The organism is Paraburkholderia sp. (genome assembly GCF_035656215.1).
Taxonomy (GTDB): Bacteria; Pseudomonadota; Gammaproteobacteria; order Burkholderiales; family Burkholderiaceae; genus Paraburkholderia.
This window is the reverse complement of the sequence record NZ_DASRSY010000318.1, coordinates 49013-61660: the sequence shown is the minus strand read 5'-3', so window position 1 is coordinate 61660 and position 12648 is coordinate 49013. Positions and strand designations below refer to the sequence as shown.

The window sequence follows — 12648 nt, the reverse complement described above, 5'->3', positions numbered from 1 at the left end:
ACGGATGAGTGCGCGTAGCGGCCGTATTTGGGAGCGGGCTTCTCCTTGACAGGCCGTCATACCGACGACGCATTTGAATGACGGGTTGTGGCCGAACTCAGTCCGACGACGACCGCCTCAGTTCGACCCACAACGGTCCCTCAGCCTTCTCGATAACGGCTGCCCGCCAACCCTTTGTCGGCATGAGTCAATCAGATCGCTATGCCGTCCGTTTCCGCGAATGGCGATCGCAAGACAATTGCGTCATCACGTTCAGGGCCAGTGGTAACCATTGACACCGGAATGCCGACTTCCTGCTGAATCGCTTCAATCAGCGCCGCGGCCTGGCGGGGCAGCTCGCCATAAGACCGAATGCCGCGGGTCGAACCGTCCCAGCCATCAAAGCGCTTAAGAACCGGCTGCAGGCGCTGCTGCTCGGCGTTGGTGGACGGCATGTAGTCGATGCGCTTCCCATCAAGCTCGTAGCCTACGCACACGTAGACCGAATCGAAGCCATCGAGTACATCCAGCTTGGTCAGCGCTAGCAGGTTTATGCCGGCGACCTTGGTGCTCTGCCGCAGTTGCACAGTGTCCAGCCAACCGCAGCGACGCGGGCGGCCGGTGTTGACTCCATACTCGCCGCCGCGCTGCCTGAGCATGTCACCGAGGGTTCCGTCCACCTCGGACGTGAAAGGGCCTTCGCCAACACGCGTTGCATAGACTTTGCTGACGCCAAGCACCTGCCCAAGGTGCGAGGGGGCGATGCCGGTGCCACTGGCCGCGCCAGCGGCGACGGTGCTCGACGACGTCACATAGGGATAGCTACCCCAGTCCACGTCAAGCATCACGGCTTGCGAGCCTTCGAAGACCGTGCGCTTGCCCAATGAATGGGCGTTGTCGAGCTGTTCCCAGACGCGTCCCATGAACGGCAGGATTCTTGGCGCCATGGCAAGCAGGTCGCTCAACATCCGGTTTCGCTGGAAAGCTTCCAGACCGAGGCCGCGGAACCACGCGTTATGGTGCTCCAGCAGTGCATCGAGCTTTTCAGCGAGCAGTTCCGGTTCAGCAAGGTCGCAGACGCGCAACCCTCGGCGCCCAACTTTGTCTTCGTATGCCGGACCGATACCGCGTAGCGTGGTGCCGATCGGCTTGGCGCGCAAGCGTTCCTGAGCGGCGTCGATCGCGCGATGGACCGGCAGGACAAGCGTGGCCGTCTCGGCGATCTGCAGCACCTCTGGCGTTACGCTGATGCCCAGCGCGGCCATGCGGTCAATCTCCGCAAGCAGCGCCTCAGGGTCAAGTGCGACGCCGTTGCCGATCAGACCAAGCTTTCCGCGCACGATACCGCTGGGAAGCAGCGCCAGTTTGTAGGTCTGACCATTCACCACAAGCGTGTGGCCGGCGTTGTGGCCACCGTTGAAACGGGCAACGATGTCCGCTTTCTCGGCAAGCCAATCCACAATCCGGCCTTTTCCCTCATCGCCCCACTGCGCGCCAACCACAACAACATTCGACATACGGTAGTCTTCCTGGTGACTTTATCGAACAGATCGAAACCAGATCTGCTGCCAACAGGCTCAATATAATGGCCGACGGCGGCCGCTAAAATCGATATAAACTCATCATAAGTGTCAGGAAAACTCACATAGAGATTCGCCGCATGCCACGTCGTCTGCCACCGTTGAACGCACTGCGCGTGTTTGAAGCCGCAGCCAGGGTCGAGAGTTTTTCAGCCGCAGCCGACGAGCTTTGCGTCACGCATGGAGCCGTGAGCCGGCAAGTGAGACAACTGGAAGCCTGGCTTGGACACGACCTGTTTGAACGCCGCGGCCGAAGGGTCGTACTGACCGCGCCGGGGCGCGCTTACTTGTCGGAGATATCGGCGGCGCTCGACCGCATCGCGCTGGCCACCAATGAACAGCTTCGGGTCACGCGACAGCAGATCATCAGGGTCAATGCGCCGACTACTTTCGCGTTGCGATGGCTATTGCCGCAGCTTTCTAACTTCCAATTGACCAATCCGGCGGTGGAAGTCCGACTGACTACTTCGGACGAACCGATCGAAAGGCTACGCGACGAATGCGATGTGGCGATTCGCGGCAGCGAGCAGAAACCGGCCGGGTACGTAGTCAACGAATTTCTGTCGGAAGTCCGACTGCCGGTGTGCTCACCCAAGGTGTTGGAATCTCATCCGATACACCATGTCTCGGATCTGGCGCATCACACCCTGCTGCACACGGCGACCTATCCCGGCCTTTGGGCTGAATGGTTTGCGGCGTGCGGCAACCCTCAGCTTGCCGCACGCAATTCCCAGCAACTGGACCACTTTTATTTGACCCTGCAGGCTGCCATTGATGGCTTGGGTATTGCGATGGGCCCGACTGCGCTTGTAGCGCTCGATGTCGAGGAGGGCCGCCTCGTGTTTCCGTTCGACGGGCCAGCCCTGCCGGCATGGCGCTACTGCAGCTACGTCCACAATGCACGCCTTGGGGATCCCGCCATCAATACCTTTCTGACGTGGTTGCGCGAACTGGGGCATCGCTTCTCACGCAGTGCATAGTGAATAAACCTAATTTCATCAATACCGGCAAAAATTGACAGCGAGTCCAGCAGACCGCCGACTAACGGACGCTCAACGTTTGACACGAGAGACGGCCTGGCCTCGCGAGGCCGCTCACGTAGCCACCGGTGGCTTTCGGGTATGACGTCCGCACGGTGCAGGAGTTGCTCGGGCACGCAGACGTAGCCACCACGTCTATGGAAGCTTCAGATTCATTACGGGTATAGCGTTCACGTAATGCAGACCATAAATAAGTTTTACTTTCCGATTTTCCGTCGCGCCGCCATTGTGTGAGCCAGACAGCCAGTCTATAGCCACAATTCATGCGCTGCGCGGCCGCATCCATGGGAAACGTGGCTATCTCTTCAGACGAGCATTTCTTAAGATTCCTTAAGGAATTGCTCGTTGATCGTCGTCGTTCAGGACTGGATAAATTTCAGTACTCACACCGATCCCTGGACCGGCGGTCAGACCAATAGACGGAAAGGAGACGAATCGATGGAAAAGCGCATGATGACCTTGATGTTGCTCGCTGCGGCCGCATTGGCCGGCTGCGGAGGTGGAGATAACGTCAGCGCACCGACACCGCCAAAGCTACTGACGAACATCGCCGTGCCCAATGCTTCAAGCCCACCATTCAGTTTCGACATCGGCTATGTCGAGGCCGGCAAGTACTTTCTCGCCGACCGCAATAACAAAGCAGTCGATGTCGTGGACACCAGATCGAACACGTTGATCGCACAGATCCCGGGGCCATTCACCGGTGCCGGCGCCACGACAGACGAGTCCGGTCCCGACGGAATTGTAAGTATCACCGGCACGAACACGATCTATGTCGGCGACGTCGACTCAGTTAAGGTGATCGATACAACTGCGCAAAAGACGGTCAACACAATCGTCATCAGCAATTCCGGATCGCGCGTCGATGAGGGTTGCTACGATCCTGACGATCACCTTGTGATGTTCGCAAGCCCCGGAGACTCGCCGCCGTTCGTCACGTTGATTTCCACGCTGACACAAACGGCGGTGGCAAAGCTTCCTTTCAACGGCTCGTCGGGGCTCGAAGCGTGCACATATGATCCTGCCTCGAAGAGCTTTTTGATCAACAACGACGGGACTTCTGCCAATCCCGATGGCGAGCTCGATGTCATCACCGCCAGCTCCGCGGTAGCGGGAAGTCCTTCTGTCAGCAAATCGTTTCCATTAGGGAAGTGCGGACCGGCGGGAATCGTGCTTGGCCCGAACAACGACGTACTCGTTGCATGCGATCCGCCGGCGGGCGACCCGCTCATCACGCTGATCCTCGATCGTACGAGTGGCGCGATTCAAGCCAGCCTGCCATTTGGCGGGGTGGACCAGGCCAATTACGATCCGGCTTCCAACCGCTATTTCCTTCCGGCCCGGCACTACGTCACGAGCGGTATCGCTGCAGCGTCGGGATTTAGCCCGCAGATGGGCGTAATCGATGGCACGTCACGGCAGTTACTCTTTAAGATTCCGGTGGGCACAGGCGCGCACTCTGTCGCCATCGACAGCACGCTTGGGCAAGTGTATGTGCCGTTCCAGCCCGGCGCGGCAGGATTCCCCAACGGCGGAATCTCCGTGTTCTCGACCCACTAGTCTTTCCGATGTGGGTCATGGTCCGGCGGGTCGGATTGGATGATGACGAAACGCACGATCAGGGGGTCCAGCGATAAGCGGTGATGCTGGACCCCTTGACGTTGTTCTTCGTAACCACGTACTCGCCTGTCGATCGAAGGTATGCCCTGATGCCGTACATCGAATCGATCGCGCTGCTGGCGTCCACGATAGCGGTACTGGTGTTGACCAGCGTGGCGTCGAGGTTACCTGTAGCGAGATTGAAGGCGTCGATGTTCGGCAAAGCTTGCCCGCTGCCGAACCAGTAGCCGACGAAGAGATAGCTGCCGGCCGCGTCAATCGACTTGGCGCCGGCGTGGGTGAGGTTAATCACCGGATTGGGTTTCGTGGTGTTGCCCGCGTTCCAGCCGTGATATACCTCGATGCGCGTGCCTATCGACGTCCAGTCCGTACTCCCGACGATGCCCTGTCCGAGAATCATGGTGTCGCTGTCCGCGAGGTAGACGATGCGCGTCAACGGCTGAATGCTCGCGGGAATGCGGATGCGGATAGCGGGTCCCCAGGTTGGCTTGCCGCTGGCGTCGAAGCCGGTCAGCGGGTAGTGGTAGATGTAACCGGTCTTGTCCAGACCGGCCCACACGCCGCCCTTGCTGTCGATGCTGAATCCGTTCCTGACCAGTGCGGTCGTATTGAACGCCGTACCGGGAAGCGTAGCGTCCGGTATTGCGATGTAGCCATTCGCAGCATTGAAGTGGAAGAAGTAGAACGTATCGGGATTCTGGCTGAACGCCACGAGGATCCGGTTGGCGCCGACGACGGCAAGTTGACCGAAGTGCTCATCCCGTGCGCGATCGTTGATGTTAATGCGCGGGTCCGACGGGTAGGCGAAGGGATCGACAGTGTTCGCGACGAAGGTGCCCCCAGCGCTGCCGGCGTAGATGTTGGTGCCGCCATAGAACAAGGCACCATCCGTGGCCGGGTCCGGGGCGGCGACGCCCTCGAAGTTGAGGGACTGAAGCGTCCACCGCAGGTTGCCGGCGCTGTTATACGCATGAATGTCGGTGCCGCCGTCGCGGCCGAGGTCCCAACTGCCACCCCACGGGTTGTTGAGCACGTAGAGGTTGCCTCCGGTGTCCTTGCCGATGCCAGTGACGCGGGTGAAGCGCTTCGCGCCGACCTGGCCTTTGATTCCCGTCGTGGCGTCGAGATAACCACCCTGAATGCCGAATGTACCGGCCAGCGTCGGCGTGCCCGAGAGCTTGTAGCGCTTGACGTTCATGTCGGGGCCCTCGTCCCCGACCATGAGCTGCCCCGACGATGCATCGAAATAGAGCGCCGACGGCTGCGATCCGCCTGGCATCCGGATAGTGTTCAGCAGAGCGCCGGTTGGACTGAACCCGACGATCGTGCCCTCACTCTTCTGTGCGACCCAGACGTTGCCTGCGCCATCCAGTGCAAGCGCACCCGGGCCCGAGACGTTGATGTCCCGCTGCCAGACACCGCCGGTCGTGAAGATCCGGACGCGATTGCCATAGAAATCGCTCGCATAGAGGAGCGAGCCCGCCGTGGCGAGTCCGGTGACGACGTCCACCCGAGGCTGGTTGCTCAACGCACTGACCTGAACCAAAAGATCGCGAGTCCTGGTGGTGCGGTTGTATCGTCCCACCGCACCGCTTCCGTACGAGCTGCCGGGCTGCAGTGCCACGAAGATCGACGTCGCGTTGCCCGTGATCGCGCTGCCCTGAAACTCGCCGTGCGCGCCGATCGAGCCAACGCTCTTGCCGTTCTGGTAGATTGCGACGCCACCCTCGTACTCGTCCCACATAGAGGCCGTATAGATGACGCCGTCGGGCGCGACCCACATGGAACGCGCGGTGTTACCCACGTGGGCAGCGAGGGTGCCATAGGTGTTCGCCAGCCAGTCGGTGGTGTTTTGCGCCTGACAGGCCGGCGCAATCATGGCGATCGCCGCGGCGAGAAGCACAGCATGAATTCGTTTTTTTTCGACCATGACTGATGCTCTCCTGAATGTAGTGATCATTCACGTGAATGCCCGGTCAGCCAGATTTCCAGAAATCCGTGATCGGTGACCCCATATGAACATATGCAACTCATTGCGCCTTTACAAGCGGCACTGCGACTTTGCATACGGACGTGAATTGCGGTTTTGAGCGAAGCTTGAGCGTCTCTCCTGTTGGCCGCGTGCTGCCTCATGCATGGGGCATTGTCTCCCGTTGTGCGTAAAGCGGCGATCTGCGGCAGACGCAGCTTTTTTTAAAGCGGCCCACAATATTCCCATTCCTGAAACGTCTTCAGACGCATGGAACCGCCACCCACCCCGGACACGATGACCGATCGAGACAGCGACATCACCGCGACCGTGGTGCGCGAGCGCACGAAGCTCGTCAATTTTATCCGGCGTCGCATACGCGATCCAAACGACGCCGAAGACATCCTGCAGGATGTTTTTCACGAATTCGTGCAGGCTTACCGCCTTCCCGCTCCGATTGAACAAGCGAGCGCGTGGCTGTTCCGTGCCGCACGCAACCGCATCATCGACCGTTTTCGCAAGAAGAAAGAGGAGCCGCTGCCGGACCTGTCCCAGGATGGGGATGACGCCGACAGTGAGTTTCGCCTCGATCTTGCGCTACCGGCGCACGATGCAGGTCCCGAAGCGCTCTACGCTCGCACTGTATTGCTCAAGGCCTTGCAGGATGCGCTCGATGAGTTACCGCCCAATCAGCGTGAAGTGTTTATCGCGCACGAGTTGGAGGGGCGGTCCTTCAAAGATATGGCGGCGGAAAGCGGCATCACACTCAATACGCTGCTTGCGCGCAAACGCTATGCGGTCTTGCATCTGCGTGCCCGACTGCAGGCCATTTATGACGAACTGGATATTTAGAGGAGTTGACGGATGAATTATCGAATCAGATGTGCAGGCAAAGTGCTGCTTGTGGTGGTCGGCATAGCCGTGCTCGGGTGCGCGGTCACGACGCTATGGAACTGGGTGATGCCGGCGTTATTCGTTGGCGCCCGTACGATCGACTTCGCGCATGCACTTGGCTTGCTGGTTTTGAGCCGCATCCTGTTTGGCGGATTCCGCGGACACGGTGGCTGGCGCGGGCGACGGCATTGGCGCAAATGGGACGCCATGACGCCAGAAGAACGGGAACGCTTCCAGGCGGCGAGAGGGTCACGTCCGACTCGGCCCGCGGAAGATTGAGTACGCGTGGAGCGCGGTATCGGTGTGATTTTTGACATTTCGTCAGGATAACTCATGTTACTCGGAGAGCGTATGACATTGACTGCCACAATGCTTCTGCGGCGGCTTCACCGACAGAGCCACGTTCTCGCCGACAACATGTACACCGCCGAGGACGCCGTTCGGCCATACAAGGAGTACCTTGACGGCAATCCGCGCTTTTCAAGCACGACGCTGGACTTTGAATCGGGGGTCGAATTTACAGTCGTCGTTTCTTAAGCTGATGTGAAGTATTATTTCCCCGGTAGCGAAGCGTCGTTCTGACAACAGATGCTTCGGCGCGTTCGACGTTCTCTGGTTGTGAATATGAACCGCGTGTCGAAGTAAAGGAGATAGGTAAATGGAGGCAATCGCGCCGGCGCAAACCGCGCTTGTCGTCATGCATTATCAGACCGACATTCTCGGGCTCTTTCCATCGGTCGCGTCGGCGTTGCTCGCCAATACGCGCAAGCTATGCGACGCGGCGCGGGCCAAAGGCGTCAGCGTCTATTTCGCCAACCTCCGGTTCAGTCCGGGCTATCCGGAAGTCAGCCCGTTGAACAAGAATGGGCAGGGGATCAAGCAACTTGGCCTCTTCGTCGACGACTGGAGCGCGCCGGAGTTGGGCCGGCAGGCCAGTGAACCGGTCATCCTCGCGCATCGCGCCAGCGTGTTCTTCGGCACCGATCTGCAGGCACGACTTTCCGCACAAGGTGTCGATTCGCTGATTATGGTCGGTATTGCGTCGACCGGTGTCGTGCTGTCGTCGGTCGCGTATGCGAGCGACGCGGACTTCCGCCTGTACACGGTCAAAGATTGCTGTTACGACCCGGATCAGGTGGTACATGAGCATCTGTTCTCCACCGCATTCGATTCGCGCACCACGGTGCTGTCGCTCGCGGATGCCTTGCTGCTGCTCGCCTAGACGTTCGACGACCAGAAGAAGAGACAGTGCGCCGCCTCATTGATCATTCTGGACGCGGTTCGATGCAGGCGCGTCGCGGCAATACACCGGGCCAATGGCGGACGGGCGAATCTTTCATTCCGCTCTGCTTTCTCCCGCGCAGAATCGAATTCGACCCTGGCAAGATCGGGACGACCTAATGCCTGGAAGATGCTTCAATAATCAACTCGGCGACCTGGAAAGCGGCTCAAGGAAGTAAATTGTGCGTCAATACGCAGCCCGCGCGATGACGGACTGTTCCGTCAAAGGTTACTTGTGGGGGGCGGACCCATTGGCTGCAGCGCGTCGAACCGCTGGCCGCATGGCCAATTCATGTATTGCGGCGAAGAATTCGACCGCTTTTGCTGTTATTGGGCAGCCGGCGACACGGTGGTCGGGGTCGCCAGCGTGTTGTGACTCCCGGGAGCGTTGGTAAGAGACGTCGAGCTATTGTTCGTGCTATTCGGCAGGCGCGAGTTCGGCGACACGGCGCCCATGCCGCTGTCCGAGTTGGTGACGCCAGGCGTGCCGTAGCCGCTCGTTGCATTGGCCGGCGACACGGTGGACGGAGTCGCCAGCGTGTTGTTGCTCTGTGCATAAGCGCCGCCCGACAGCGTGAGTGCAGCGACGGCCGCGATTAATGTGCTGGTTACCTTGTTCATGACCCGCCCCTCCTTGATTGGACTGGAATTTCGATGCAAACCATCCATTCGTATTTCTCCATAGCGGTCGTTGTACGCTAGGCTCGTGGCGATCAAACTCGCGCGACCGTTCGCAGTGGTGCACGTGAAGCAAACCACAGATCGCCGCTCAGGGCTGGCAACGAGACACGTACTTTATTCCTGGAAAGAATCTACGCCCGCCTAAAGCCTACTTGGGTGACCGGCACCTCGTTTAGGCCCACGATGTCCTCTACGTCTCAATCAGCTCAAGCGACGCGCGATAAGGCTTCTCAGGCCGGTGCTGCACAAGTATTGACGACATACAGTGCGCCGACAGCGCGGGATCGAGCCCGTCGCAGTTAATACAAAGCTTAGGAAAATGGTCGCTGATAATTAAGCGCATTGTTCGCAACGATGAATTTCGATTTTCGGGGCGACCTCCCTGGTCCCCAATCCAAGGCCGGTGTGGTTCGGCAATGCGCGGTGGATGCTACGTGACCCGCGAGGAAACTGATCGGGCTGCGGATAGCTAACAGCCGCTGGAGCGGGGGCCGGTGAGCAAACTTGCTAACGAACTCGCCCACGTCGCTAACCCGACTCGGATTGCCAACGATCCAGGCGCTTGTGTCGAATGGCCCCAACTGGCCGATAGCACTAGTTCGATGAACGTTCTACCAAACGGACGTTGGAATCATACGGACTCAACCCAATTCCGGTGGGAACGGTCCGGACCGCGCAGCGCGGCGCGGAGTCTGAGCCGCGTTAGCGCGCGGCTTGCACCTCGCGTAGCAAACGCAAGGCGCCAAGCTAACTGCTCGCCGGTGACAGCTCGATGCGTTTGCGCTGCAGGAACCGGCGCACGGCCGGATCACGCTCGAGTCCGATCGCGAGATCGTACGCACCGAGCGCTTCGGCCGTCGCGCCGGCACGCGCGAGCAGATCGGCGCGCGCGGCCCAGTACGGCTGGTAGTCGGCCAGCCGCGGATCGTCCGCATACGGCTGGAGCGCGTCGAGCGCCGCCTGCGGGCCGTCCCGTTCCGCCTGCGCGAGCGCGCGGTTCACCGCGACCACCGGCGACGCTGCAATCGCGAGCAGCGCATCGTAGAGCTGCACGATCTCGTCCCAGTTCGGGCGATGCGTCAGGCAGCGGTAGACGTGCGCCGACTGCAATGCGGCCTCCAGCTGAAAGCGTCCGATTGCGTTGAATGCGCTTGCGCGCCGCAGCAATGCGTTGGCTGCGTCGATCATCGGCGCGTTCCATGTCGCCGGATCCTGAGCCGACAGCGGCACGTAGTCGCCGGCCGCATCGCGTCGCGCATCGCACCGCGCCTGCGCATACAGCATCAGCGCGAGCAAACCCAGCGTCTCTGGCTCCTCGGGCAGCAGGTCGACGAGCAGTTGGGCAAGAAACAGCGCCTCGCCGGCGAGATCGCGCCGCTCGGTATCGCCGCCGACCGGATCGGTCCACCCTTCCGCATACGCCGCATAGACCGCTTCCAGCACCGCAGCGAGCCGACCGGGCAACTCCTCGCGCTCTGGCACGCTGAACGGAATGCCCGCTTCGCGGATTTTGTTCTTCGCTCGCACGAGGCGCTTGCTCATCGCGGCGGGCGACATCAGGAACGCGGACGCAATCGTCTTCGCTTCGAGCCCCAGCACCACCTGCAGCATTAGCGGCGTGCGAATCGCGGCCTCAAGCGCAGGGTGCGTGCACGCGAACAGCAACGCAAGCCGCCGGTCGGGCAACATGCCTGCTTCACGCTCGTCGATCTCGTCGGCGAGAATCGCGAGCTGGTTCACCACTTCGTCGCCGACACGGCGATGACGCACGCCATCGAGCGCCCGGCGGCGCGCAACCGTCATCAGCCACGCTTCGGGATTCGCGGGGCAGCCGCGCTTCGGCCAGTCCGCGAGCGCGGCCGAAAACGCGTCGGCCAGCGCGTCCTCGGCAGCGGCGACGTCGCGCGTGCGCATCGCCAACAGCGCGACGAGCTTGCCGTAACTGCGGCGAGCGACCACCTCGGCAATCGAATGCGCGGCGCCGTCGGCGTCACGGCCGCCGCCGGACAGACTCATGCAGCAGATGGCGCGTCGTAGGGAGCGGTCCAGACCGGGCGCACTTCCATGAGGCCGTGCGCCGCGCCGGGACAACGCGACGCCCACGCGATCGCCGCGTCCAGGTTGGGCACGTCGATCAGGTAATAGCCGGCGAGCTGCTCCTTTGAATCGGAAAACGGTCCGTCAAGCACCTGCGGCTTGCCGTCGACGAGCCGCACCGTGGTGGCCGTGCTCGTGTGCTGCAGCCGGTTGGCGCCCATCAGCACCTCCGCTTTTTTCAACGATTCGGTGTACGCCTGATAGGCGGCAACACCTTGCTGCCGCTCGCTTTCGGTCATCTGGTTCCAGCCGTTTTCTTCCGAATAGATCATCAATAGGTATTGCATATGAGCCTCCGTCATGGGGTTAAGGCGGGTGAATCACATCGGGCCGCCATTACAATGACGCTCGGGCCTCATGCTGACGGACAGGCAGCGTCGAAAAAATCGCGAACGGTACACCCGCCTTAATCGTTCGCCTCCGTCGAGGACCCTGCGCGTGATCACTTCGGGTGAGCCCGCCATCCCACCCGCGCGGCTATCAATTCAGAGTTGACCTTCATCAGGCGGTCGGTGGCTTGCCAGTGAAAACCGCCAATTGAGCGGCGAAGGCACGCTTGTAGGCGGGCCGCGCTTCGCCGCGAGCGACATAGGCGGAAAGGTTCGGATATTCGTCAAGCAGACCCGATGCTTTCAACCTGAGTAGCACCGCCACCATCATCAGGTCGCCCGCGCTGAATGCACCATCGAGCCAGTCGGCGTTGCCAAGGCGATCGGAAAGCTCGCCCAGCCGGTCACGGATGCGATCCTCGACGATAGGCAGGCGCTGCTCGTACCAGGGCTTGTCGCCCTCCAGGAATCTGGTGGTCTGGAGATCGAGGATCGGCGGCTCAACCGTGTTGAGCGCGGCAAACATCCATGTGATCGCGCGTGCCCGGGCATTCGCGTCGTCAGGTAGCAGGCCTGCATGGCGCTCTGCGATATGGAACACGATCGCCCCCGACTCGAACAGGGCAAGAGCGCCTTCTTGATAGGTCGGAATCTGCCCAAAAGGATGAAGCGCTCGATGCGCGGGTTCCTTCACTGCAGCGAACGAAACAAGACGAACCTCGTAAGGCTGGCCCACCTCTTCAAGCGCCCAGCGAACACGCATGTCACGCGCCAGTCCCTTGCCGCGATCGGGCGACCGTTCAAAGGCAGTGATAACGGGGAGCAGCGGAGGGGTCATGGTGATTTCTCCTTGGCTGGACGTCTGGTTGGGTGCTGGATACGCAACCCCAGCGCTCACCTACTAGACGTTCAAGATAGGGCTAAATCGACATTCCTGAACTACTTTTTTTTCGAGGATTGGGTAAATCGGTGTCCCGGAAGAAAAAATCGTGGCGCCCCGAACGTTAGAAAAACTACGTGAGACTGCCGCATCAACGGCGAACGTCCACTATGGCCGGCACTGAGACGGACGACGACCGTCTCAGTGCACGAGTCTCAGAACGATTCGGATGCACATCGCCACCACCCGCCTCGCCTTCTTGAACGCTTAGTGTGACGTGACAACGCGCTGCTGCAAT

General features: G+C 60.5%; 11 protein-coding genes and 1 pseudogene. 6 read left to right on the top strand and 6 right to left on the bottom strand.

Annotated elements, in window-relative coordinates:
- Positions 1-191: 191 nt before the first annotated feature.
- Positions 192-1496, bottom strand: a complete 1305-nt coding sequence (locus tag VFE81_RS18235) for an adenylosuccinate synthase (protein WP_325045928.1) — start codon at positions 1494-1496, stop codon at positions 192-194.
- A gap of 143 nt (positions 1497-1639) precedes the next feature.
- On the opposite strand from VFE81_RS18235, the gene gcvA reads away from it, so the two are divergent.
- Positions 1640-2539: a transcriptional regulator GcvA gene (gene gcvA / locus VFE81_RS18230; RefSeq protein WP_325045927.1), complete on the top strand. Its 900-nt coding sequence runs from the start codon at positions 1640-1642 to the stop codon at positions 2537-2539.
- A gap of 405 nt (positions 2540-2944) precedes the next feature.
- Positions 2945-4159: a hypothetical protein gene (locus VFE81_RS18225; protein WP_325045926.1), complete on the top strand. Its 1215-nt coding sequence runs from the start codon at positions 2945-2947 to the stop codon at positions 4157-4159.
- Between the two features lie 58 nt (positions 4160-4217).
- On the opposite strand, the gene VFE81_RS18220 is transcribed toward VFE81_RS18225, so the two are convergent.
- Entirely contained in the window at positions 4218-6149 is a 1932-nt protein-coding gene (locus VFE81_RS18220; protein ID WP_325045925.1) for an SMP-30/gluconolactonase/LRE family protein, read from the bottom strand.
- A gap of 309 nt (positions 6150-6458) precedes the next feature.
- On the opposite strand from VFE81_RS18220, the gene VFE81_RS18215 reads away from it, so the two are divergent.
- The 4 genes and pseudogenes from VFE81_RS18215 to VFE81_RS18200 all read left to right on the top strand — a co-directional run bounded on the left by VFE81_RS18215 (position 6459) and on the right by VFE81_RS18200 (position 8304).
- Positions 6459-7040 (top strand): RNA polymerase sigma factor, encoded by a 582-nt coding sequence (locus VFE81_RS18215; RefSeq protein WP_325045924.1) that lies wholly within the window; start codon positions 6459-6461, stop codon positions 7038-7040.
- Positions 7041-7052: 12 nt separating this feature from the next.
- Entirely contained in the window at positions 7053-7361 is a 309-nt protein-coding gene (locus VFE81_RS18210) for a hypothetical protein (RefSeq protein WP_325045923.1), read from the top strand.
- Positions 7362-7478: 117 nt separating this feature from the next.
- A pseudogene (locus VFE81_RS18205) lies at positions 7479-7619 on the top strand (SAM-dependent methyltransferase); the annotation flags it as partial.
- A gap of 121 nt (positions 7620-7740) precedes the next feature.
- The gene (locus VFE81_RS18200) at positions 7741-8304 is read left to right on the top strand and encodes an isochorismatase family cysteine hydrolase (protein WP_325045922.1); all 564 of its coding nucleotides are present in this window, start codon (positions 7741-7743) and stop codon (positions 8302-8304) included.
- A gap of 386 nt (positions 8305-8690) precedes the next feature.
- On the opposite strand, the gene VFE81_RS18195 is transcribed toward VFE81_RS18200, so the two are convergent.
- The 4 genes from VFE81_RS18195 to VFE81_RS18180 all read right to left on the bottom strand — a co-directional run bounded on the left by VFE81_RS18195 (position 8691) and on the right by VFE81_RS18180 (position 12308).
- A complete protein-coding gene (locus VFE81_RS18195) occupies positions 8691-8984 on the bottom strand; it encodes a hypothetical protein (RefSeq protein ID WP_325045921.1) in 294 nt (97 codons plus the stop codon).
- 807 nt (positions 8985-9791) lie between these two features.
- Positions 9792-11060, bottom strand: coding sequence for an RNA polymerase sigma factor (locus VFE81_RS18190; RefSeq protein ID WP_325045920.1), 1269 nt, complete (start codon positions 11058-11060; stop codon positions 9792-9794).
- Positions 11057-11428 (bottom strand): YciI family protein, encoded by a 372-nt coding sequence (locus VFE81_RS18185; RefSeq protein ID WP_325045919.1) that lies wholly within the window; start codon positions 11426-11428, stop codon positions 11057-11059. The genes VFE81_RS18190 and VFE81_RS18185 overlap by 4 nt, the downstream gene beginning before the upstream one ends.
- 214 nt (positions 11429-11642) lie before the next feature.
- Positions 11643-12308 (bottom strand): glutathione S-transferase family protein, encoded by a 666-nt coding sequence (locus VFE81_RS18180; protein ID WP_325045918.1) that lies wholly within the window; start codon positions 12306-12308, stop codon positions 11643-11645.
- Between the last annotated feature and the right edge of the window lie 340 nt (positions 12309-12648).

Excerpts from the sequence above, each read along its gene's own strand:
- VFE81_RS18210 (WP_325045923.1), top strand. The coding sequence starts at position 7,053 with ATGAATTATCGAATCAGATGTGCAGGCAAAGTGCTGCTTGTGGTGGTC.
- VFE81_RS18185 (WP_325045919.1), bottom strand. The coding sequence starts at position 11,428 with ATGCAATACCTATTGATGATCTATTCGGAAGAAAACGGCTGGAACCAG.
- VFE81_RS18190 (WP_325045920.1), bottom strand. The coding sequence starts at position 11,060 with ATGAGTCTGTCCGGCGGCGGCCGTGACGCCGACGGCGCCGCGCATTCG.
- gcvA (WP_325045927.1), top strand. The coding sequence starts at position 1,640 with ATGCCACGTCGTCTGCCACCGTTGAACGCACTGCGCGTGTTTGAAGCC.
- VFE81_RS18195 (WP_325045921.1), bottom strand. The coding sequence starts at position 8,984 with ATGAACAAGGTAACCAGCACATTAATCGCGGCCGTCGCTGCACTCACG.
- VFE81_RS18235 (WP_325045928.1), bottom strand. The coding sequence starts at position 1,496 with ATGTCGAATGTTGTTGTGGTTGGCGCGCAGTGGGGCGATGAGGGAAAA.
- VFE81_RS18215 (WP_325045924.1), top strand. The coding sequence starts at position 6,459 with ATGGAACCGCCACCCACCCCGGACACGATGACCGATCGAGACAGCGAC.
- VFE81_RS18200 (WP_325045922.1), top strand. The coding sequence starts at position 7,741 with ATGGAGGCAATCGCGCCGGCGCAAACCGCGCTTGTCGTCATGCATTAT.
- VFE81_RS18220 (WP_325045925.1), bottom strand. The coding sequence starts at position 6,149 with ATGGTCGAAAAAAAACGAATTCATGCTGTGCTTCTCGCCGCGGCGATC.
- VFE81_RS18180 (WP_325045918.1), bottom strand. The coding sequence starts at position 12,308 with ATGACCCCTCCGCTGCTCCCCGTTATCACTGCCTTTGAACGGTCGCCC.